The 21,241-nt window shown below is 67.5% G+C and carries 19 protein-coding genes; 2 read left to right on the top strand and 17 right to left on the bottom strand.

Annotation, left to right across the window (positions count from 1 at the left end):
• Window positions 1–801: 801 nt before the first annotated feature.
• The 7 genes from MFF58_RS18500 to MFF58_RS18470 form a co-directional block, all read right to left on the bottom strand.
• The gene (locus MFF58_RS18500; protein WP_238290283.1) at window positions 802–1,812 is read right to left on the bottom strand and encodes an alcohol dehydrogenase catalytic domain-containing protein; all 1,011 of its coding nucleotides are present in this window, start codon (window positions 1,810–1,812) and stop codon (window positions 802–804) included.
• 25 nt (window positions 1,813–1,837) lie between these two features.
• Window positions 1,838–2,605: an SDR family oxidoreductase gene (locus tag MFF58_RS18495; protein ID WP_238290282.1), complete on the bottom strand. Its 768-nt coding sequence runs from the start codon at window positions 2,603–2,605 to the stop codon at window positions 1,838–1,840.
• Window positions 2,602–3,915, bottom strand: a complete 1,314-nt coding sequence (gene hpsN, locus MFF58_RS18490) for a sulfopropanediol 3-dehydrogenase (RefSeq protein WP_238290281.1) — start codon at window positions 3,913–3,915, stop codon at window positions 2,602–2,604. The genes MFF58_RS18495 and hpsN overlap by 4 nt, the downstream gene beginning before the upstream one ends.
• A 122-nt stretch (window positions 3,916–4,037) precedes the next feature.
• Entirely contained in the window at window positions 4,038–5,144 is a 1,107-nt protein-coding gene (locus tag MFF58_RS18485; RefSeq protein WP_238290279.1) for an ABC transporter substrate-binding protein, read from the bottom strand.
• A gap of 32 nt (window positions 5,145–5,176) precedes the next feature.
• Window positions 5,177–5,962, bottom strand: a complete 786-nt coding sequence (locus tag MFF58_RS18480; protein WP_238290278.1) for an ABC transporter ATP-binding protein — start codon at window positions 5,960–5,962, stop codon at window positions 5,177–5,179.
• A gap of 15 nt (window positions 5,963–5,977) precedes the next feature.
• Window positions 5,978–6,763: an ABC transporter permease gene (locus MFF58_RS18475; protein WP_238290277.1), complete on the bottom strand. Its 786-nt coding sequence runs from the start codon at window positions 6,761–6,763 to the stop codon at window positions 5,978–5,980.
• The gene (locus MFF58_RS18470) at window positions 6,760–7,542 is read right to left on the bottom strand and encodes an ABC transporter permease (protein WP_238290276.1); all 783 of its coding nucleotides are present in this window, start codon (window positions 7,540–7,542) and stop codon (window positions 6,760–6,762) included. The genes MFF58_RS18475 and MFF58_RS18470 overlap by 4 nt, the downstream gene beginning before the upstream one ends.
• A gap of 235 nt (window positions 7,543–7,777) precedes the next feature.
• Here MFF58_RS18470 and MFF58_RS18465 point away from each other — a divergent pair, with 235 nt between their 5' ends.
• Complete coding sequence (locus tag MFF58_RS18465; RefSeq protein WP_238290275.1) at window positions 7,778–8,845, top strand: LacI family DNA-binding transcriptional regulator; 1,068 nt, start codon at window positions 7,778–7,780, stop codon at window positions 8,843–8,845.
• Between the two features lie 455 nt (window positions 8,846–9,300).
• Here the strand turns inward: MFF58_RS18465 and MFF58_RS18460 are convergent, their stop codons facing one another.
• From MFF58_RS18460 to MFF58_RS18430, 7 genes are all read right to left on the bottom strand, one after another.
• On the bottom strand, window positions 9,301–10,608 hold the full coding sequence (locus MFF58_RS18460; RefSeq protein ID WP_238290274.1) for a glycosyltransferase: 1,308 nt from the start codon (window positions 10,606–10,608) through the stop codon (window positions 9,301–9,303).
• Between the two features lie 186 nt (window positions 10,609–10,794).
• Window positions 10,795–11,331 carry a c-type cytochrome gene (locus MFF58_RS18455; RefSeq protein ID WP_238290273.1) on the bottom strand — a complete coding sequence of 179 codons (537 nt, stop codon included), beginning with the start codon at window positions 11,329–11,331 and terminating at the stop codon, window positions 10,795–10,797.
• Window positions 11,318–12,580 (bottom strand): sulfite dehydrogenase, encoded by a 1,263-nt coding sequence (soxC, locus tag MFF58_RS18450; RefSeq protein WP_238290272.1) that lies wholly within the window; start codon window positions 12,578–12,580, stop codon window positions 11,318–11,320. The genes MFF58_RS18455 and soxC overlap by 14 nt, the downstream gene beginning before the upstream one ends.
• A 66-nt stretch (window positions 12,581–12,646) precedes the next feature.
• Complete coding sequence (locus tag MFF58_RS18445) at window positions 12,647–13,381, bottom strand: DUF302 domain-containing protein (protein WP_238290271.1); 735 nt, start codon at window positions 13,379–13,381, stop codon at window positions 12,647–12,649.
• 9 nt (window positions 13,382–13,390) lie between these two features.
• The gene (locus MFF58_RS18440; protein WP_238290270.1) at window positions 13,391–14,614 is read right to left on the bottom strand and encodes a molybdopterin-dependent oxidoreductase; all 1,224 of its coding nucleotides are present in this window, start codon (window positions 14,612–14,614) and stop codon (window positions 13,391–13,393) included.
• Between the two features lie 424 nt (window positions 14,615–15,038).
• The gene (locus tag MFF58_RS18435) at window positions 15,039–15,566 is read right to left on the bottom strand and encodes a cytochrome P460 family protein (protein ID WP_238290269.1); all 528 of its coding nucleotides are present in this window, start codon (window positions 15,564–15,566) and stop codon (window positions 15,039–15,041) included.
• A 165-nt stretch (window positions 15,567–15,731) separates the two neighbouring features.
• A complete protein-coding gene (locus MFF58_RS18430; RefSeq protein ID WP_238290268.1) occupies window positions 15,732–16,619 on the bottom strand; it encodes an alpha/beta fold hydrolase in 888 nt (295 codons plus the stop codon).
• A 100-nt stretch (window positions 16,620–16,719) separates the two neighbouring features.
• Here MFF58_RS18430 and MFF58_RS18425 point away from each other — a divergent pair, with 100 nt between their 5' ends.
• Window positions 16,720–17,742: a LysR family transcriptional regulator gene (locus MFF58_RS18425; protein WP_238290267.1), complete on the top strand. Its 1,023-nt coding sequence runs from the start codon at window positions 16,720–16,722 to the stop codon at window positions 17,740–17,742.
• 36 nt (window positions 17,743–17,778) lie between these two features.
• Here MFF58_RS18425 and MFF58_RS18420 read toward each other — a convergent pair whose 3' ends face one another.
• The 3 genes from MFF58_RS18420 to MFF58_RS18410 all read right to left on the bottom strand — a co-directional run bounded on the left by MFF58_RS18420 (window position 17,779) and on the right by MFF58_RS18410 (window position 21,227).
• Window positions 17,779–19,221 carry an aldehyde dehydrogenase family protein gene (locus MFF58_RS18420; protein ID WP_238290266.1) on the bottom strand — a complete coding sequence of 481 codons (1,443 nt, stop codon included), beginning with the start codon at window positions 19,219–19,221 and terminating at the stop codon, window positions 17,779–17,781.
• Between the two features lie 596 nt (window positions 19,222–19,817).
• Complete coding sequence (locus MFF58_RS18415) at window positions 19,818–20,084, bottom strand: hypothetical protein (RefSeq protein ID WP_238290264.1); 267 nt, start codon at window positions 20,082–20,084, stop codon at window positions 19,818–19,820.
• A 306-nt stretch (window positions 20,085–20,390) separates the two neighbouring features.
• Entirely contained in the window at window positions 20,391–21,227 is an 837-nt protein-coding gene (locus tag MFF58_RS18410) for an alpha/beta fold hydrolase (RefSeq protein WP_238290262.1), read from the bottom strand.
• Window positions 21,228–21,241 lie beyond the last annotated feature (14 nt).

The following is a 21,241-nucleotide window of genomic DNA, read 5'->3' as shown; positions in this document are numbered from 1 at the left end:
GTGGCCGTGACGAGGTGGTCCGGCGTCTTGTAGCGGAGCGTGACGCCATCGACCTCCAGAAGAGGCTGACCCGTGTCCATCCATCCTCCCACGCGCCGCGGCTTGGGCCGCTCTCGATGCCACTGCACCGCGCTCTGTTCTTCGCGGCCCGCGTCGTGCCGCGAAGATCTCTGGAACGCACCGCAACCGCGTCCGATCTCGCAGCGACAGGTGACTGCGCGGGCGGAGTCGTGCCTCGGCCAAAACGCGGTCCGGTACCCACCGACATGAAACGCCGCAGCGGTTCTCCTCGATAATACATCATTTATAAGACTGCTGGCAACAGCAGCCTCGTCCATGGGTGGCCGTTCTACGCCTGTCCGCGCGCCGACGTAGATCGCAGGCCGCAAACCGCAGGTTGGCTAAGCTGGCACAGGCCTCCTTTGCCGGAGCGTTCGACCCCGTTCTCCGAAGGTTGCCCGGTTCAGGCCAGGACATCGACTGCATCATGTGATGGCGCATCCTAGATCTGCGCGATCGACAGCGAAAACGTCGCACGACGACTGGCGGGACCAGGAGAATCGGAAGTGACCGATGCATTCCAATCGGCCGCGTCCTACAAAAAACTTGGAAATCTTGCAGATCAGATGATCACAATGATGAGCGAGATCGGCCTTCCAAAGCGCCGCCTCCATGCCGGGCATCTTAGATTCAACACTATACACTAAAACACAATATTTTAACTGAAACACCTTCGGCCGACAGGAAGCGATACGCTCAATCGCCGACACGAAAACAGAGTCCCGATGTCCCGAGGATTTTTCAACGCGATGCCTCCGGGCTGAGAATCAGCTTCGGCGCAGCAACCCGGTTCGCGTCCATATCGGCGAAAGCGGTCGCGCCTTCGGCGAGAGGCCGTTCCTCGACCCAGTCGAGGGAGCCCAGGCGGCCATCCGCGAGGGCACCGATCACGTCGCGGAACTCCTGCATCGTGTAGCAGTAGCTGCCCGACACCACGATCTCCTGAAGCGTGATCTTGCGGACGTCGAGCCCTTCCTCCCCCGGAAGCAGCCCGATATGCACGATCACCGCCCCTGGGCCCGCGATCCGGCTGGCCTCGGCCCGCGTCGCCCGGCTGCCGACGGCATCGAGGACGAGGTCGGCGCCGTTGGGACCCGGGCCGTCGGCATCGCCCGGCGCGTGGCAGCGTGCCGTGGGGAGACCACGCGCGGCCGTGGCGCGCCGCTCGGGATTCGGCTCGATGACGGCGATATCGGCGGCACCCTGCATGGCCAGGATCAGACCGGACCCGAAACCGATCGCCCCGCCGCCCAGAACCACGCATCGCGCCCCCGCCAGAGGGCGGCCGAGAAGCCGCGCGCCCTGGTTGACGGCGTGATAGGCGACGGCGAGCGGCTCGGCGAGGGCGGCGTGGGCGATCGACAGCGTATCCGGGATCGGCACGAGGTTCTTCTCGGGGACGCAGACGTAGTCCGCGAAGGCCCCGGGGCGCGGGGGCATCGAGAGGATCTGCCGGCTCGGGCACAGGTGCGAGCGCCCGGATTCGCAGGCCGGGCAGTGTCCGCAGGTGACCAGCGGATTCACCGCCACGCGCGCGCCGGCCCGCGGACCCGCCGCGACCCGTCCGGCGGCCTCGTGGCCGAGGATCAGCGGGGCTGGGCGCCGGGCATCGTGACCGTGATAGGCGTGCATGTCCGAACCGCAGATCCCGACCGCCTCGACCCGCACCAGCACCTCGTCGGCCCCCGGCACGGGAACCGGCACGTCCTCGAGGATGAGCGCGTTCGGACCGGTGTAGACCAGCGCTTTCATCGTGGAGCCTCGAACAGACGGGCGTTCATTTGGCGGTGAATCCCCCGTCGACCGGCAGCGTCTGCCCGGTGACGTAGGCGGAGGCCTCGGAGGCGAGGAAGACCGTCGCGCCGTAGAGGTCGGTGAGTTCGCCGTTGCGGCCGCAGGCCGTTTGCGCGGCGTTGCGGGCCGCGCGCTCGGCATCGGCGAACACCGCCTGCGTCAGCGGCGTCGGGAAGAAGCCGGGCGCGATCGCGTTGCAGGTCACGCCGCGCGCCGACCACGCCTCCGCGATGGCGCGGGTGAGCTGGACCACCGCCCCCTTGGCGGCCCCGTAGGGCGCGGAGTCCGGAAAGGCCCGGTAGGATTGCAGGGAGGCGACGTTGATGATCCGACCGTATCCGCGCGCCGCCATCCCCGGCGCGAGGGCCTGGGTCAGCAGGAAGGGCGCGCGCACGTGCAGAGCCATGTGCCGGTCGAAGGCCTCCGCCGTCACGGCCGCGAAGGGCTGGCGCAGGTTCATCCCCGCGGCGTTCACGAGGATGTCGACCGGCCGGCCGTCGAGCCGCGCGACGAGGTCGGCGATGGCGTCGGGCTCCGCGAGATCGGCGGCCAGGACCTCGCTGGCGATCGCCTCCGCCCGCAGGTCCTCGGCCGCCGCCGCGAGGTCGGCCTCGCGGCGGGCGGTCAGGATCAGCCCGGCCCCGGCGAGGCCCAGCGCCCGGGCCAGCGCCAGCCCAAGCCCGGAATTGCCCCCCGTCACCAGAGCCGTCCGCCCGGTCAGGTCGAACAGGCGCGTCAGGCGGAAGGTCATGCGGTCACCGCCTCGCCGAGATCGAGGCCGTGGCCGGGGAAATACTTCGCGAGCCGGTGGTCGGCCGTGCGGGCATGGGCCTCCATGCCCTCCAGGCGCGAGATCCGGGCCGTGGCCTGGGCGATGGTCTTGCAGGCCTCCCGGTCCATGCGCTGCCACGTCAGCGGCCGGAGGAACTTGTGCACGGACAACCCGGCGGAATACCGGGCGGCATACTTGGTCGGCAGGATGTGGTTCGGGCCGGAGGTCTTGTCGCCGAAGGCGACCGTGGTCTCCTCGCCGAGGAACAGCGAACCGTAATTGCTGAGCTGCGCGAGCCACCAGTCGAGGTCGGCGGCGTGGACCTCCAGATGCTCGCTCGCGTAGCGGTCGGAGACGGCGACGATCTCCTCCCGGCTCCCGCACACCACCACCTCGCCGTAGTCGCGCCACGCGGCGGCGGCGGCGTCCCGCGCCGTGGGCGGCAAGGCGTCGATCAGCGCCGGCATCCGCGCGATCACGTCGTCCGCGAGGGCGCGCGAGGTGGTGAACAGCCAGGCGGGGCTCTCGTGCCCGTGCTCGGCCTGGCCGACGAGGTCCGAGGCCACGAGCGCCGGGTCGGCGGTCTCGTCGGCGATGATCCCCACCTCGGAGGGACCCGCGAAGACGTCGATCCCGACGCGGCCGAACAGCATCCGCTTGGCCTCGGCCACGTACTTGTTGCCCGGCCCGACGATGATGTCGGCGGGCTTGCCGGTGAACAGGCCGAAGGCCATCGCGGCGATCGCCTGGACGCCGCCCAGCGTCATGATCACGTCGGCGCCGGCCACCTGCATCGCGTAGAGCACGTAGGGGTGGATGCCCGCGCCGCGGAAGGGCGTCGAGCAGGCCACGACCGTCGGGACGCCCGCCGCCTTGGCGGTGGCCACCGACATGTAGGCCGAGGCGATGTGCGCGTAGCGCCCGGTGGGCACGTAGCACCCCGCCACGTTGCAGGGGACGAGCTTCTGGCCGGTGACGAGGCCCGGCACCAGCTCCACCGAGAAGTCCTGGACGCTGTCGCGCTGGGCCTCGGCGAAGCGCCGCACCTGTCCCGCCGCGAAGGCGATGTCCTCTTTGACGCGCTCGGGAATGTCCTTCGTGCGCCGGGCGATCTCCTCGGGGGTCACGACGATCTCGCCGGTCCACCGGTCGAGGGAACGGGCATAGTCCCGCACCGCCTCCTCGCCCCGCGCCTCGATGGCGGCGAGCATCTCCGTCACGACCTGCCGCGCCGCGTCGGTCTCGGTCTCGGGCGTCTTAGTCGCCCGCTTCGCGTAGTCGATCGTCATGATCCCTGCCTCTTCCGGATAGTGCGAATGAATGCAGACGGCGCCTCTCAAGAGAGCGAAGTCTCGGCCCACCCGGGCCCCGGGCGGAGCTCCTGACGGCGCTGCGAGGCGACCGGCCGCGCTCAGTGCGGGGCCGCCACCGCGTCGAACTCCGTGGCGAAGGCCCGGAGCTTCGGATCGGCCGCGACGCGCTTCATGAAGGCGTCGTCGATGTATCCCTTGGCATCGGGCGCCTGCGCGATGGTGCCGACCTCGGCCATGAAGGTGCCGATCCGCGAGAACCAGCCGTCGACCTGCGAGGGGCCATCCGCGCGCGCCATCGCCTTGAGCTGCGCGTCGAGGGCGTAGGTCGGGCGCAGCGCGAATTCCTGGTCGATGGCGTGGTCGGACGCCTCGACGCCGCCCTCCGCGTAGAAGCGCTTGGCCAAGTCGTGCGCCTCCTTCGGATGCGCCTTGGCCCAGCCCCAGCCCCGGAGATAGACGGCGAGGAACTTGGCGACCGCCTCCGGATGGGCCTTGGCGAAGTCGGCGCGGGTGATCAGGGCGCCGGGCACCATGGCGTCGGCGTCGGCCCCGCTGCACAGAACCTGCGCGCTGGCCTTCTCCTCCAGCGTGTAGGTGTTCGGCGCCCAGACGCCGACCACCTCGCCTGCATCGGCGATCATCGCCGAGATGATCTGCGCCTGTCCGAGGTTGACGAAGCGCATCTCGCGCGGGCCGAGGCCCCACTTCCGGAGGCAGGCGCGGGCGGCGAAATCGGCGGTGGAGTTCGTGGTGACGAGGAGCTTCTGTCCGGCGAGCTGCTTGGGATCCTTGAGGATCGCATCGTGTCGCTCGGCGCGCACCATCAGCGCGTTGGTCTTCGATTCGTCGTTGGTGAGGCCGATCGTCAGCAGGCCGAAGCGGGCCGCGCCGAGGATCGCCGGCACGGAACCGGTCCCGCCAACATCCCAGGATCCCGCCTGCGCGGCGGCGACCTGGGGTGCGCCGGCCGGGAAGACCGCGAAGGTGGGCTCGAGGTCGACCTCCTTCCACCAGCCCTTCTGCGTGGCGATGTAGAAGGGCAGCGCCCAGTAGAGCGACGGCTGATAGGACACGCCGATCCGCTCGGGCTCCGCAGCCCGCACCTGGAGGGGCGGCGCGACCGCGGGCGCCAGCGCGAAGGCGCCCGCCAGGAGCCATGCCAGCCGCCGGCCGGCCCGGTACCCGTTCCCTCGAATCTCGGTCATGTCGCCTCTCCCTCGGATCGCGGACCGTCGGCTCATCGGCCGGCCGGCTTCTCTTCGCGCAGCGATTTCCAGATGTGCGTCCGCAGGTGGATGAACGATTCGAGGTCCATCACGTCCTCGATGCGGGCGTGCTCCTCCCAGCGTTCGGTTTCGCGGACCGCCTTGACGTCGATCATCTCCTTGATGCGCCCGGGGCGCCGGGTCATGATCGCGACCCGGTCGGCGAGGTAGACGGCCTCCTCGACCCCGTGGGTGATGAACAGGACGGTGCGCGGGTTCCTGCGCGCGAGGCGGACGAGTTCCTCCTGCATCACCACGCGGGTCTGGGCGTCGAGGGCGCCGAAGGGCTCGTCCATCAGGAGCACTTCGGGCTCGAGGACGTAGGCGCGGGCGATGGCGACGCGCTGCTGCATGCCGCCGGAGAGCTGGTGCGGGTAGGCGTCGGCGTGGCTCGAGAGGCCGATCATGTCGATCGCCGCGGCGACGCGCTCCTGGCGCTCGGCGGAGGGCATGCCCTTGTTGCGGAGCCCGAACGCGATGTTCTGCGCCACGGTCTTCCACGGGAACAGCGCGAACTGCTGGAACACCACGGCGCGGTCGGGCCCCGGCTCGGTGACCGGCTTCCCGCCGACGGTGATCCGGCCGCCGGTCGGGGCTTCGAACCCGGCCACGAGGCGCAGGCAGGTTGTCTTTCCGCAACCCGAGGCGCCGACGATGGCCACGAACTCGCGGTCGGCCACGGTGAGATCGACGCCGTCAAGCGCCTTGACGTGGCTCCCGAAGCTCTTCTCGACCTGCTCGAACCGGATTGCGCTCATCGGATCACCTCAAGCCTATCCGTGATGTCGGCGGAGGCGGGTCTCGAGCGCGCGCAACGCGACGTCGATGACCACGCCGATGAGGCCGATCGCGACCATTCCGACCATCACGGTCGCGGTGGAGACGGCGCCCTGGGCCTGCACCATCATGTAGCCGACCCCCGTCGAGGCCACGATCAGCTCGGCGCCCACCAGGGATTGCCACCCCAGGCCCGCGCTGATGCGCAGGCCGGCGACGATCGAGGGCAGCGCGGCCGGCAGAAGCACCTCGGCGATCATCCGGTGGCCCGGCGTTCCGAGCATCTCGGCGGCTTCCAGCAGGCGCGCGTCGACGTAGCGGGCGCCGCGATAGGCGTTGATCAGGCAGGGCGGGAAGGCCCCCGCGAAGATGATCAGGATCGGGCCGCCGATCCCGGTGCCGAACCAGAGGGCGGCGAAGGGCACCCAGGCGATCGGGGCGATGAAGCGCAGCGCGTCGAAGATCGGCGTGACGATGTCGTCGAGGAGGCGCGACCACCCCATCATCAGGCCGAGGGGCACGCCGACCGCGGCGGCGAGCAGGTAGCCGATCAGGAACCGCTGCAGACTGGAGGCGACGTGGGCGGGGAGCGTGCCCCCCGCGAACGGCCGCTCGGTCAGGGTCGCGAAGCGCTCCGCCACGGCGACCGGTCCGGGAAGGAACAGCGGCGAGACCAGGCCGGACCGGGCGAGGAACGCCCAGAAGCCGAGGAACGCCAGGGTGCCGATGGCGCCGAGGGCCAGGCTGCGGTGCAGCGGCAGGGGCTGGCGGGAGGCGATCATGCCGCCCCCCGCAGCTGCGCCCAGCCGATCGCCCGGCGCTCGGCCATCCCCAGCAGCGCGGTGCTGCCGGCACCGAGCACGCCGACGGCCGCCATGCCGACGAGGATCATCCCTGGGTAGAGGTCCTGCTGCGCGACGTTCAGCACGTAGCCGAGCCCCGCGAGCGAGCCGACGAGCTCGGCCGCGACCAGGGTGGTCCAGCTCGCCTGGAGCGCCAGCCGCAGCCCCGTGAAGATCATCGGCGCCGCCGCCGGCGCCAGCACGTCCCAGACGAAGCGCAGACGCGGCGTGCCGAGCATCTGCGCCGCCTCGACGATCTGCGGCGGCACGCTCCGCACCCCGGCCTGGGTGGTGATCACCGCCGGGGGCAGCGCCGCGATGACGATCACCATCACCTTGGCCCCGTCGCCCAGGCCGAGCCACAGGATGGCGAGGGGGATCCAGGCGAGCGGCGGGATCGGGCGCAGCAGCAGGAAGACGGGGTTGATGAGGGCTTCGGCCGTGCGGTTCCAGCCCATCAGCAGGCCGAGGGGAACGCCGAGCGTCACCGAGACGAGAAAGCCCAAGGCAACGAGCCGCAGCGAATGCAGGACGTGGACGAGGAGCGTCGTGTCGGGATAGCCCCGAACGAAGGCTTGGACCGCCGCCGTTTCCACGTCGCTCGGCGCCGGAAACCGCCCCGCCGAGATCAGGCCGAGGCCGGTGGTCGCGACGTACCAGAAGGCGGCGATGACGACGAGCGTCGCCATGCCGACGCACATGCGGCGGCTGAACTTCACGGCGTTTCCTCGCGCAGCGATGGTCGTCTTGTCGCGACTCACCGCATGAGCATTCAATGAATGCGCTTTCATTGTGCGCGTCGGAGAAGGCTTGTCAACTCTCGGTACGATAGTCACCGCGGTGACGGCCGCACGCGCCGATGTTCTGCGGCGCACGGCTCGGCGCGGGCGTTGCGTTTTCTTGAATGCGCATTCATCACTGCGCGAAACGAGCTTCGGCCGAGAGTGACTTGCCGTGAAACGTCAGCAGCGCGCGACATTGCAGGCGGTTGCCCAACGGGCGGGCGTCTCGCCGGCGACCGCCTCGCGCGCGATGGCCGGCGCCTCGATTGTCCATCCGGACACGATCCGCCGGGTGCGCGCGGCGGCCGAAGCCCTCGGTTACCTGCCCGGTGGCCCGGCCCAGGCCCTGGCATCGGGCCGGACGTACACGATCGGAGCCATCATCCCGACGCTCGATCACTCGATCTTCGCCCGCGCGATCCAGGCCCTGCAGACGACCCTGGCCCGTAACGGCTATCAACTCCTGATCGCCGCACACGAATACTCGGCCGTGGAGGAAGGCGCCCTCGTCCGGTCCATGCTCGGTCGCGGGGTCGACGCCCTGATGCTGGTCGGCGCAGACCATCTTCCCGAGACCTGGGCACTCGTCACCGAAACGCTGATCCCGGTGGTGCTGACGTGGTCGTTCGATGACCGGCTCGACTCGATCGGCTTCGACAACGCGGCGGCCGGCTATCTCGCGGCCCGGCACCTGCTCGCGAAGGGCCACCGCCGCTTCGGCATGGTCTCGGGCTTCACCCAGGCCAACGACCGTGCGCGCCTGCGCATCGACGGCGTGAGGCGAGCCCTCGCGGCGGAGGGACTCGAGCTCTCCAACGCCCGCGTATCGCAGCAGCCCTTCTCTCTCGCCGGCGGCCGGGCGGGCCTCTTGCAACTCTTAGGTCTTGCTGAGACCCCGACGGCCGTGGTGTGCGGGAACGATCTCCTTGCCGTCGGCGTGCTTCTTGAGGCCGAGCAACGCGGCCTGAACGTTCCCCGCGATCTGTCGGTGGTCGGGATCGACAATCTCGAGATCGCGAGCCACATCGCGCCATCCCTGACAACGATCCATCTTCCGACCGCGGAGCTCGGACGGGAAGTCGCCGAGCACCTGCTAGCCCGCCTGCGCGGGGAGCTACGCGCGAGCCGGACGGAGATGCCGATCGAGCTGATTGAGCGTCGTTCGTCCGGACCGCTGTCGACGGCGCATCAATCGGCCCATCCCGTGGCTTCCGCGCGGCGTCAAACCGGTGCGCAGTGACGACGGAGTTCGCTTCCGAAGGCTGCCGTGCCTATGCCGGATCGGGCTTCGACGTCTCTGCCCTCCCGATGCGCCCCTCTTCCGCCTCGTGAATGTACCGCTGCGCGACGAGCCAACCCTTGGAAAGTACGCAGGGCAGCGTGCGGGCAATCAGTACGATCGGTCAGGACGTGACCGCGTGAACCCACCAGTCGACGACGACGCGCAAGGGCTCGGGTTTCGCTGAGCCACGCAAAGCGAAGCACCTCGCAACCAGGACATACGCGGGGATTCCCGCCCCTCCCGGGGTGTTTTCGACCGCGTCCGGGATTGGAGGCCCCGCGCGGTCTGCGGCGCGGCGGCGCCGCACCCGATACGCATCCACGATCGCTCGGGAGGCGTCGGCCGGAACGGCCGAATCATCCGGTTCGACCTGGCTCTACGGTGTCCGATCCAGCAGCCGGATCGGACAAGGGTCACGCAGGCCTTCCGGGGACCGGGCCTCCCTGTCGTTTCGCGCGGCGGGCCGTGACGACGGCATCGATGGCTCTGAGGATCTCGTGCCCGGCATCGATACGGCCGAATGCCTCGGCGATCTCAGTGGCTCGGCGGCGGAAATCTGGCTCGTCGAGCACGCGCGAAATCGACGTGCGCAGGAGGTCGACGGTCGGCATATCCGTCGCGAGATCGATCCCGACTCCCGACCAGCCGATCCGCGCGCCGACTTCAGCCTTGTCCTCGGTTCGACCCGCCGAGACGATCGGCACGCCGGCAGCGAGCGCCTGCGAGACGCTGCCATAGCCGCCATTGGTCACGAGCAGGTCCACCTTGGGCAACAGGGTGTCGAAAGGCAGGAAGCTCGCAACCCGAGCGTTGGGCGGCAGGCTTCCACGAAGGGCGTTGACGGGGCGTCCACCGGTGGTAGCGACGACGAGCAGATCGTCCCGGTCGGCGAGGGCCGCCAGAGCCGGTTCGACCAGCGATCCGAAATCGCCATTGGCGAGTGTGCCCTGCGTCACCAGAACGACGCGTTTGCCCCCGTCGAGTTCATGCCACCAGTCGGGCAGCGGCATTTCGACATGCGGGCTGGGCAGCAGACCGACAAAGCGCAGACCGGGCGGCGGCGTCCCGAAATCATACTCAAAGGGCTGGACCGTCGGCTGAAGGAAGAGGTCCGGCAGTACGACGATCGAGTGCGGGAGCGAGGCCGGCAACGGCGGCAGCCCCAGTCCTGCAAGAAGCAGATCGGTGTGCGCACGCACGGGATTGACGAAGGCCGCGTCGGTACTGGCCTTCAAGGCCGCGTAACGCAGCCGCTCGGCCTCGTCCTTGGCGGGCGGGAGCCCGACTCCTACCGGTGCGTGATCAGGCCGGTCGAGGAAGAGGAAGCTCACGTTCAGGACGGCAATCGGGGGCCGCGGTTGGATGTCCAGGAGCAGGGGCAATACACCGAGGAACAGGCTGCCGGCGATGACGACATCGGGCTGATGCTCCGCAATCAGCCGCCGCAGGCCTGCGGCCTGGCCCGGCATGCCGTTGATGAAGCGTCGCTCAAACTCGTGCCGCCACCGTTCCGGTCCGGGCGGCAAATCGGCATCCAAGTAGGCCGCGGCGCCTCCATCATTGCAGGGCGCGAAACGCAGCCCTGCTGCCTCGATCCGGGCCTGGAAGGTTTCGGCTGTGGTGAACAACACGTCGTCGCCCCGGGCACGCAGTCGGTGACCGATGGCCAGCAGCGGATTGACATGTCCCGTCAGGGCGGACGCTGCGATCAGGATCCTCATCTCGGATCTGCCTCCCTTTGGATGAGACAGACACACCAGCGCGAAGTCATGGACCCTGCCTCGAGTTGTGGCGTCCGCGTTTGGAGAAGACCGAGCGGGAACGCTGATTGCGTCGGCGCAGGCGATCAGACATGTCGGCGACGGCGATGGCACCGAGTGTCATTTCTCGAGCGCCCCCAGCGAGAATTATCGCGAATTGCCAATATGGATGTATTCAGCATCCGGGACAAACCCCTCACGATTTGGCATCCGGACCTGCGCCAGATTTTCTTTCGAAAGAACGAAATCTTCCGGGATGATGGCATTCAGGCTGAGGATATACGCCGTGACCGCATAGGTTTCGTCCGCTGTCAGGCTGCCGGGATCTGGATAGGGCATCGCTCGCCGGATGTAGTCGAACAGGCTTGTGGCGTACGGCCAGAAGCTGCCTACCGTCTTGACCGGCTTCGCAGAGGCGAGCGTACCCTGGCCGCCGACCAGCCGATCCTTGGCTCCCCCCTGCCCACCTGCGCCATGGCAGGCCGCGCAGGTCTGCTCAAAAATCACCTGTCCTCGCGCTGCCGTCCCACCGCCGATCGGCAAACCTCGACCATCGGGCCGGACGTCGATGTCCCAAAGCGCGATCTCTTCCTGGCTCGCCGCGCGACCGAATTCGGCAGCCTGCGTCGACGAAGATGCGGCCGTCACCAGGATGGTGCCGAGAACGAGGTTACGCCAAAACATTGCGCACATGCCCTGCCTCGTCGATGCCCCAGGTTTGCTGAGCGCTATAGTGGAATAGAGCATTCGTGCCGACCTGAGCGATGAAGCTGGCGCGGTCAGGCTGAACGTTGCCCTGCTCGTCCGTCGAGCGGCTCACGATCTTCGTCGGCCGGCCGTCCCACACCCAGTCGTGCTGGAAGCGGGCCTGCGCCTTCGGAAGAACCGGGCCGGTCAGGGCCGCGACGGCCCAGGTGGCGCCGCCATCGGCACTCACCTCCACCCGGGTAATCCGCCCGTGCCCGCTCCAGGCAAGCCCGGTGATCCGGTTGGAGCCGGGTTTGATCCGCATCATCCCGGAGGGCGCGGTGATGACGGAGTTGACGTCCTGCTTGAGTTGGAACTGGCGCGCTTTGCCGTCTGGCCGCAATTGCGTGTAACGCGCCGTTTCCCAACGCGTCATGAAGGGTTGATCGCCGAACTTCAGCCGCCGCAACCACTTGATGTTGAGGTTACCCTCGAAGCCCGGCAGGAACAGCCGAACCGGAAAGCCGTGCGCCGGCCTGAGCGGCTCGCCGTTCTGACCGTAAGCCAAAATCCCTTCGGCGATGATCTCGTCGGTCAGCGGGATGCTGCGCGCAACGGCAGCACCGTCGTCGCCTTCCGCAAGCATCCAAGTGGAGGCGCGGTCCACGCCGACAAGGTCGATCAAGAAGGAGAGCGGGACGCCGGTCCACTCATGCGTGCTGACGAGGCCATGCGTGTTCTGCACGGTGACGGTGTCGGGAGCGGATTTCCAGTTTTCCCATCCGTTACCCGTGCATTCCAGGAATGCGATACGCGAGATCGACGGCATCGCTCGGAGATCTTCCAGCGTTAGTACGAGCGGTTGCTTCACCATGCCGTGGACAAGCACACGGTGCTTGCTCGGGTCGAGATTGGGAACACCGGAGTGGCTGCGTTCGTAGTGAAGGTCCGTCGGGGTGATCGTTCCCACGAACTTGTCGAGCGGCGACTTCGAATTGATCGCGGCGCTCGGGTCCACGTTGCGTTGTCCCGGAGCCGCTTCGGGGATGCGGGCGATTTGCACGTAGGGTGAGCGAGGGCTGTATGCGCCGAGGTCGTCGCCGGGCCCCCGCGGCGGCACGTCCGCCAGCGTGTCGGCCGTCGCGGGAGCCGCGATGACGCCACCGGCCGTTGCGGCCGTTGCGGCCGTCGCGGTCAGGAAGCGTCTTCGTGACAGACGATCCGGGTCGGAGAACCTCTTCAGCATGGCTGCCTCCCTTGGCGTTCACCGCGGCTATCCGGTGGGACCGTGCTCCGGTCATGCTTCGGCCGTTCAGGGGGCGGCGGCCGAAGCTGAGACCGCCTCTGCGATGACCTTGCCGGCTGGCGCCAGACGTTCGGCCATCCCGGCAGGAAGGTCGTGCTTACCGTCGAGGGTCTTCGCCGCGTTGTAGACCACCAAGGCGCGACCACTCTCGTCCTCACGGACGAGAACCCGAAGGGGAAGTTCCAGCGCGAAGTCCGGGGCCGCGAGCATCAACGGCGTTCCGCCTCGCGGATTGCCGAAGACCAGGACAGTGGTCGGCGGCATAGCGAGCCCGACCGATTGAGCCGCAGAACGGTGGTCGATCACGGCAAAGATCGTGAATCCCGTGACTTCCAACGCAGATCGCAGACGCTTGAGCGTCTCTTCAAAGCCGAATGCACTCTGGATGCGGACAGCCTCCACGTCCTGATGTGTCATCTCCGCACCATCGACTTTCATGCGTGTGAGGTAATTAACGATCTTCGGGATGTCGGAGGGATCCACCGGCGCCTTGTAGGCATGGATCATCTTCTCGATCTCAGCCTGCCATTCCGTCCGCGTGAGACGAGGCTGCGTGAGCACCATGCCGGCCGAGTGGCAGGCCAAGCAGTTGCTGTTGATCGCCTCGGCCTCCTGCCCGCCCGGGAACGATCGGTCTCCCATAGGCAGTTCCACCGTCACGGAACGGAACGGCATGGGCTCCGCAGCGGAGGTTGTGGCGAGCCCGGCCAGGACTGTGGCAAGTGGCAGGATGCGCGTCACACCAGCCTCCTAGGTGGCCGTCACGGAAAGGGTTTCGACTTCGCCGCGCATGAAGCCGTTCGGGTTCCAGGTCGGCTCCAGCGGCTGGACCACGCCCTGCGCATTCGTGCAGCGGACCATCAGGCTGAGTTCGCCGACAGCCGGCATGGGCAGCACGACCTCGAAACGCCGGAAGCTGTAGCGACCCTCGTCGGTGCCGAGCCGCGCGGGCAGCCAAGTCCGCCCGCCGTCTCCGGACAGTGTCACGGCCTTGACCCCGCAATCGCCGCCGAAGGCGATGCCACGCAGCGCGAGCGGTGATCCGGCCTCGACGGTGTCGCCCGGCGCCACATTCGTCAGAAAGGCGCGCGGCACCATCCGGCTGATCGGGACGGTTGGATAGCCGGTCTCCCCAGGACGAACGCTGCCTCCGAGCGTGTCCGGGACGCGGTAGGCCGTCTTCATCCAGAATTGCTCGTCCGCCTGATCGAGCACCTCGATGTCGGAGAGCATCTTCACCCAGTAAGTTGAGTACCAGCCCGGCACAACGAGGCGCAGCGGAAAGCCGTTCAGAAGCGGAAGCTGATCGCCGTTCATGGCATAGGCGACCATTATTTCGTCGGTGCGGGCGTGATCGATGTCGAGCGACTTGCGAAAATCCGGGGCTCCCGGGACAACAGGCTCGTCCAGCCCATCGAAGCGCACCTGCGCGGCGCCGGCGCGCACCCCCGCCCGGTCGAGGATGTCCTTGAGCCTCACGCCCGTCCAACGCGCGTTGCCCATCGACCCGTGAGCCCATTGAGCGCCAGGCACCCGAGGCTCGAACAGGCCGCGCGAGTTGCCGGAGCATTGATTGACGGCAACAATTTCAACCTGCGGCAGTCGGGCGATTTCATCGAGCGAGAGCGACAGCGCGCGCTCGACGAGCCCGTACACGCGCAGTCGGAAGGCGGCGGCGTCGATCTCGGTCGGGATCACGGCCCAGTGCCAGCGCACGAAGAAGCGGTCGTTGGGGGTGAGGACGCTGTGATCAAACACCTCCAGCGGCGTCTCCAGCAATGGCGGCCGCGCGCGCTGAAGGATCATAGAGCCTTTACCCGGGAAGGCGGTGGTAAGTGCTCGCTGCCTGGGGTTACTGCGAAATGGAAGCTGGATCTCCGGTGAGGCGGTGGCGTCGATGGGCAGGCCCCCCACGGTCGCAAGGAAACTACCCAGGACGGCGCGACGGCTCAAAAACATGCTTGGGCGCGACATGACGATCGGTTCCCCGAGCTGCAATTTTCCTTGCGATCGAGCTTGGATTTAAAGGCAATACTTGATCGACAATGCGTGGCCTGTATTCGGCTTCCCATACTCGCCCCCGGGTCCGACGCCGGGGGATGGGCCTGCGAGGCGGCGACGGGGCCAAACTACGGACTTGAGCGATCCTGCGCGATCTCCGAGCGGCTCAGCCTGATGACCGAGCGGATCAATCCGGGATACTGTGATCGCTCGGCCTACCCCATAGCGGAAGCTGCCCAAAGCCGATCCCGGCCCACCGCGAAAGGATTTCTTCGGGCTTGCGGTGGGCGACCGGAGTCGAAGGCTTCGTATGATCGGCTTCAGATCGATGGTCTAAACTCACATCTTCAAATATACTTCGCCAACAAGCCGACATCGTCTCGACCGCTTCGAACATCTAGGGCGCGTAGTGCGTAAAGACAAAATCATTGTTTTTCGCTTCGCGGGCGTGGCACGGCGCGCAGGTTTTCATCAGGTCCTCGCTCGCATTGGCCTTGCCATGCTCGAATTGGCCATATCCCCAGCCACCCGTCTCCGCGTATTTCTTGGAGTCTTTGACGCTAAATTGAACATTAGTCGGTGAACCAGGAACGAAGGACTGGATTTGTCCAAAAATCGCATTGTTCTCAGGTGAAGGCACATACTCCCAAGCCAGTCGCGCGATGATCGCGCCATCCGGGAAAGGGCGCGTTCCGTCTCGATAGGCCTGTATCGCGATATCATTTCCGAGAACGGCGCGGATGTCGTTGAGGCTGCCGGCTTCGTGAGCCACACTGATCATCTGCCACTCGCGATACCCAGCAGGAAGTCTGATGCCGAAGACCGGCGACGCATTGTCGTCAGCCCCTCCGACCGCGAAGGGAGTGAAGACGCCGATGCAGGCGCCCACGACGCGGGCCCCCAACCGGATAGATGCCGTCCTCATGGCGCCCTCCTGCCCTCGGACTCAAGTACAGAACCATTCCTTCATCGAAACGCGCCCGTGGCAATTGCCAACCGGTCCGTTCCAACGGCGTCGGCAGGGCCGCCGCGCTTCAACCGAGAACGCGCCGCGCGGGTTCGTCGCGTCGGTTCCGGCAGCCCCCCGGACTCAGCGGCCGCCGATGCTGCGATCGAGGAAATCGCCGATCAGCGGCGCCATGACGTCGAGCTTGTCCTCGAGCGCGAAGTGCCCGGTATCCAGCAGATGCAGTTCGGCGTCGGGCAGGTCTCGGAGATACGGATGCGCGCCGTCGGCCGGGAAGATCGTGTCGTTCCGGCCCCAGACGATCAGCGTCGGCGGCGTGCGCTCGCGGAAGAAGGCCTGAAATTGCGGGTAGAGCGGTACGTTGGTGCCGTAATCGCGGAAGAGGTCGAGCTGAATATCCTTATTGCCCGGCCTGTCGAGGAGCACTTGGTCGTGCAGCCAGTTATCCGGATCGATCCGGGAAACGTCGGCCACGCCGTCGACATACTGAAACCTCGTCGTTTCCGGTGCGACGAGGAACTCGAGGGCCTCCCGTCGCTCGGGGGTCTCTTCGCGCCAGTAGGCCTTGATGGGATCCCAGAACGCCTTCAGCCCCTCCTCGTACGCGTTCCCGTTCTGGACGATCAGCGCGCTGACGCGATCGGGATGCTTGAGGGCGAGCCGGTAGCCGACCGGAGCACCGTAATCCATCACGTACATCGCGTAACGGTCCGCCCCCAACCGGGAGAGCAGGCCGTCGATCAGGTCGGCGTAATGCGCGAACGTGTACGCGAATGCCCGGTGATCGGGTGCGTCGCTGCCGCCGAAGCCGGGATAGTCGGGTGCGATGACGCGGTAGCGGTCGGCCAGGAGCGGGATGAGGTTGCGGAACATGTGCGACGAGGTCGGGAAGCCGTGCAACAGCAAGACGACCGGGGCCCGCGGCGGGCCCGCCTCCCGGTAGAAAATTCCCACCTCCTCGACTTTGGCGGTGCGGTAATGGATCACCGGAATGCTGGCGGGATCAATCATGCAGCCCCCTTCGCATCGAACCGTTCGGTCGAAGTTACCGTATTGTGATCGGAACCAGAATGCCTAAGCTGCGCAATCCTTGATTTCGCGGGGCGGAACAATGATCGACCGTCTCGACGCGATGCGGGTGTTCGTCGTCGCTCTGGACGAGGGGAGCCTCGCCTCCGCCGGTCGACGGCTCAATCGCTCGCCGGCCGCCGTGACCCGGGCCGTCGCCGCTCTGGAGAACCATGTCGGCGTGCGGCTGCTGCATCGGACGACACGACGGTTGCAGTTGACCGAGGCGGGCGAGCGGTACGCCGCCGTCTGCCGCCGGGTGCTGACGGACTTGGACGAAGCCGACCTCGCCGTCGCCGGGAACCGGGCTGCCCCCCGGGGCGTCCTCACCGTCACCGCGCCCGTGATGTTCGGGACACGCGTTCTACGCCCGGTCGTGGGCGCCTTCCTGAGAGCGTATCCAGCGATGCAGGTCCGCTACCTGCTGCTCAATCGGATGACGAACCTCGTCGATGAAGGCATCGATGTCGCGCTCCGGATTGCCCCCTTGCAGGAGTCCAACCAGATCGCGGTACGCATCGGCACGGTGCGCCGCGTCCTGTGTGCATCACCGACGTATCTGGCTGGCCGACCGCCGATCGAGTCCCTGTCCGATCTGGCCCATCACGCCTGCATCGGGATCGAGCCGACAAGCCCGAACGATATCTGGAGCTTCCCGCCCGCACCCGGCGGCAGGATCGCCCGCACGGTTCGCGTCAAGCCGCGCCTGATGGTCAACACCGACGAGGCCGCCGTCAGCGCGGCGGTCGACGGCGAAGGCATCGTCCGGATCTTCTCCTACAAGATCCAGCGTGAAGTCGCGGGCGGCAGCTTGGTCGTCCTGCTTCCCGCGGACGAGCCGCCGCCGGTGCCCGTGCACCTCGTCACGGTGCCCGACCGCCTATCTCTCGCCAAAGTGCGAGCCTTCATCGATTTCGCCGCTGCCCGGCTCCGGGCCAATCTCGACGGCATCGCCGCACGCCGCGAAGACCGACGCTTCGACGGAGACCCACGCGACGCCGACATCCCGCATCCCCGAGAGATGCCTCGCCAGGATGCCGCTGACCCTCTGTTCAGGTCGCCATGACGCATCGGCGGGCGGATCCGACGCCCGCCCGCGGCGTCATCGCCTCACCTGCGGGTCGTCCTGCGTGACGCGGCTGCGCAGCGTGAAGACGCCGCTGCCGGACAGGATGGCACTCCGGGCGAGGAGACGGCCGCTCTGCCAGTTGGACAGCCCCAGCTCGGGCTGGTTCAGGGCGTACTGACCGTCGACCCAGCGGGTAAATCCGTCGCCCACGAAGGGCGCGTTCACCGTTGCGTAGAAGCGGCGATGCGCCTCCGGATCCCGGCTGATCAGTGATGCGGCGAAACGCGGGCTGTGGCGATTGAACAGCGATACCGCATGGTCGAGATCATCCACGATCTTCAGGCTGACCTCGGGCGTGTCCTCCCATTCCCACTCGTGGCCGAGGTCATCCTCCGACTGGATCTCCGTGAGGGGCTCCGTGCGCGCGCCCTCGGCGCGCCGGACCCGGACGGTAGCGGTGCGCCAGCCGTGCGGCAGGACGGACTCGTCGCCCGCCACCACGTGCAGCCTGCATCCGAATCCGCGTGCCCGGCCGGCGGATTCCAGTGCCGCCAGGAAAACCGGCACCAGATCAGTCACCCGGGCGCGGTGGATGCAGCACACGTTCAGGGTGTTGCAGACCTTTCGGTCCAAGGAAGCTCCGACCGCCGCGGAGAAGCGCTCCGGATCCGCGTCGCGGTCGGCAACCATCCAGGCCCCGCCGGTTCCGTGCAGGCTGACCGCCGTGCCGGCCTGCCGGGCGACGCTTCCGAGCTGGGCGACGGCCCGCCCTGACCCACGCGCCACCGCCAGCGAGAGGCGACGGTCCGCGAAAAGCGCCCACCCGGTCGACCGTTCAGGGCTCTCGACAAGCGAGATGGCCCCCGGCGGAAGGCCGGCCTCATCGAGGGCAGGGGCGAGGGCGTGCTGCATGATCGCCTGTGCGGTGCCGAGCGCGTCGCTGCCGATGCGGAAGACGGCCGTGTTGCCGCCGCGCAAGACGCCCGCGGCATCGGCGAGCACGTTTGGGCGTCCCTCGAACACGAAGCCCACCACGCCAAGCGGCGCTGCCACCTGCTCGACCGTCCAGCCCGGATGGGCGATACATTCGACGACGCGACCGCGCAGCGTCTCGCTGTCGCGCCACGCCCGAAGGCCCGCGATCATGTCCTGCCGCATCCGGTCCGTGGCGACGAGGCGGGTCGTCGAGCGGCCACCGGACTGCGCACGCGCGACATCCTGCCGGTTCGCCTCCGCGATCGCCCCCCAGGCCGAGCGGTCTTCGAGGTGCGTGGCGAAATGATCGAAGAACTGGTCGATGGCCCGGTCCGGTACGGCCGCCATCGCCAGGAAGGCCGCGTGGGCGCGGTCCACCGCGACGGCGGCCCGTGCGATCTGAGCCGCGGGGATGTGCAGGAGGTCTCCGGTCTCCTGCAGAACCAGCAGATGATCCCCAGGCTGGAAGGCCTCCGCGATCTCCGGCGTGATCGTGGTCACGCGGTCACCGCCGAAGGGCACAGGCGTTCCCGCCACAAGGCGCGTGATGGTGGTGCTCATGGGCGCGGGGCATAGGACAAACTCGGTGCGAAGACCAAGCCGTGGCGCCGCCGAACGACGTCACCTGTTTGAACGGTGGGTGCAGGCGCGGCGCGCCAAGTGCCATGCATACGCGCTCGCCAGCCTGCCATCGAACGTGCCGGCGCGGGCACATGAGGGGCGAGGCGCTGCCTGCCCATCTGAACGACATGGCGAAGCTGACTCGCCTCCGGCTACGAAGCTCCCCTGGAGCGAGAGCCGAGTTCAACCCGCCGCAGCCGCTCAGAAACCGAGGACGCTCGCCAAGATCGGCGGGTCCCGCAGCCGAGCCGGGCTTGATCGGCAGAGGGCACAACACCGGAGGGCTGAATATCCACTCCGCCCTTCGGCAAGCTCGGCCGCCCACGAGTCTTCAACCGCATCCACCCACGGCGGTAATTTGACGGTCTTCAGAATGCATCCGCAGATATAAATCCTTTATGCCTCTATCATTGTTGCAAATCATCTTAACATATCGACCCTTAGTATCGCGACCGACAGTCATCTCCACCCTTCCATCACTCGGCGAGAACGCGGTCGATCATTGCGGTGAACGCGATGCCGGCGGGGTAGCCCCTGAGTGTGATGCTGCATTCCTCATCGCCTGCAGCGTGAGCCACCGCCTGATCGCCGCCGCCGCGCTCCATCCCTGGAGAGACCTTCCGCAGCTCGATCAGGACGGCGCGAACGACCTCACGCGCGAGCGATCCTGGCGCGAGGTCCTGACCGAACTCGGAGATGAGCGACTCCGCCACATCGCACAGTTGTTTCATGTGATCGTTCATCGAATGCCCCTCGAACCCCCACAAGTTCCCCGATGATGTCGCTCCGACTCCGACAGATTTGCCGCCCGACTGGTCGTCAGCATTGCTCGTGACCGCTGGCCGCCGTGCCGGCAACTCAGCCGACAAGAGCGGCTGCTATCCGTTCGACTCGGCCGGCCGCTTCGGGCCGGCAACAACAGGCGCGCGGGGCCGCCGGCCCGCCCCCCAGCGACACCGGGTAAAGGGGCGGTCGTCAGAGGAAAGGCCGCCCCCGGCCGCGGCGCCACGGAGGCCAACCTTCGGCTCCACGCGCACCCAAGCGTCAACTCATGCTCTCACAAAGGCGAGCAGGTCGGCGTTGAGCACGTCCGCGTTGATCGTCAGCATGCCGTGGCCATAGCCGGGATAAGTCTTCAGCGTGCCCTTGCGCAGCAGCTTGATCGACTTCGGTGCCGCCGCGACGATCGGCACGATCTGATCGTCCTCGCCGTGCAGCACCAGCGTCGGCACGCCGATCGCCTTCAAATCCTCGGTCTGGTCGGTCTCTGAGAACGCCCTGATGCCTTCGTAGTGCGCCAGGGCGGAGCCCATCATGGCTTGCCGCCACCAGTTCCGGACCACACCCTGCTGGACCTGCGCGCCATCGCGGTTGAAGCCGTAGAACGGGCCCGACGGGACGTCGAGGAAGAACCCGGCGCGGTTGTTTGCCAGCGCTCGGCGGAAGCCGTCGAATACCTCGATCGGCTGTCCTTCCGGATGAGCTGCGGTCTTCAGCATCAATGGCGGCACGGCGCTCACCAGCACCGCCTTGGCCACGCGACCCTGGGGCTCGCCGTATCGCGCGACGTAGCGTGTGGCCTCGCCGCCGCCGGTGGAGTGGCCGATATGGATGGCGTTCCTCAGATCGAGATGGGCGACCACGGCGGCGGCGTCGGCCGCATAGTGGTCCATGTCGTGCCCGTCCGAGACCTGCGCCGAGCGGCCGTGGCCGCGGCGGTCGTGGGCGACGACGCGGTAGCCGTGCTTGAGAAAGAACAACATCTGCGTGTCCCAGTCGTCCGACGAGAGCGGCCAGCCATGGTGGAACATGATCGGCTGCGCCTCCCTCGGACCCCAGTCCTTGAAGTAGATCTCGGCGCCATCCTGGGTAATGATCGTGGCCATAAAGGTTCTCCCCA

Source organism: Methylobacterium longum (assembly GCF_022179385.1).
Taxonomy (GTDB): domain Bacteria; phylum Pseudomonadota; class Alphaproteobacteria; order Rhizobiales; family Beijerinckiaceae; genus Methylobacterium; species Methylobacterium longum.
The sequence above is the reverse complement of the archived record's forward strand: the minus strand, read 5'-3'. Positions and strand labels throughout refer to the sequence as shown.

Bases quoted from the DNA above. Each gene is read 5' to 3' on its own strand.
- MFF58_RS18410 (WP_238290262.1), bottom strand. From the start codon at position 21,227: ATGGCCACGATCATTACCCAGGATGGCGCCGAGATCTACTTCAAGGAC.
- MFF58_RS18485 (WP_238290279.1), bottom strand. From the start codon at position 5,144: ATGACCGAGATTCGAGGGAACGGGTACCGGGCCGGCCGGCGGCTGGCA.
- MFF58_RS18435 (WP_238290269.1), bottom strand. From the start codon at position 15,566: ATGAGGACGGCATCTATCCGGTTGGGGGCCCGCGTCGTGGGCGCCTGC.
- MFF58_RS18440 (WP_238290270.1), bottom strand. From the start codon at position 14,614: ATGTCGCGCCCAAGCATGTTTTTGAGCCGTCGCGCCGTCCTGGGTAGT.
- MFF58_RS18475 (WP_238290277.1), bottom strand. From the start codon at position 6,763: ATGATCGCCTCCCGCCAGCCCCTGCCGCTGCACCGCAGCCTGGCCCTC.
- MFF58_RS18455 (WP_238290273.1), bottom strand. From the start codon at position 11,331: ATGTTTTGGCGTAACCTCGTTCTCGGCACCATCCTGGTGACGGCCGCA.
- MFF58_RS18425 (WP_238290267.1), top strand. From the start codon at position 16,720: ATGATCGACCGTCTCGACGCGATGCGGGTGTTCGTCGTCGCTCTGGAC.
- hpsN (WP_238290281.1), bottom strand. From the start codon at position 3,915: ATGACGATCGACTACGCGAAGCGGGCGACTAAGACGCCCGAGACCGAG.
- MFF58_RS18480 (WP_238290278.1), bottom strand. From the start codon at position 5,962: ATGAGCGCAATCCGGTTCGAGCAGGTCGAGAAGAGCTTCGGGAGCCAC.
- MFF58_RS18500 (WP_238290283.1), bottom strand. From the start codon at position 1,812: ATGAAAGCGCTGGTCTACACCGGTCCGAACGCGCTCATCCTCGAGGAC.
- MFF58_RS18495 (WP_238290282.1), bottom strand. From the start codon at position 2,605: ATGACCTTCCGCCTGACGCGCCTGTTCGACCTGACCGGGCGGACGGCT.
- MFF58_RS18415 (WP_238290264.1), bottom strand. From the start codon at position 20,084: ATGAACGATCACATGAAACAACTGTGCGATGTGGCGGAGTCGCTCATC.
- MFF58_RS18460 (WP_238290274.1), bottom strand. From the start codon at position 10,608: ATGAGGATCCTGATCGCAGCGTCCGCCCTGACGGGACATGTCAATCCG.
- soxC (WP_238290272.1), bottom strand. From the start codon at position 12,580: ATGCTGAAGAGGTTCTCCGACCCGGATCGTCTGTCACGAAGACGCTTC.
- MFF58_RS18430 (WP_238290268.1), bottom strand. From the start codon at position 16,619: ATGATTGATCCCGCCAGCATTCCGGTGATCCATTACCGCACCGCCAAA.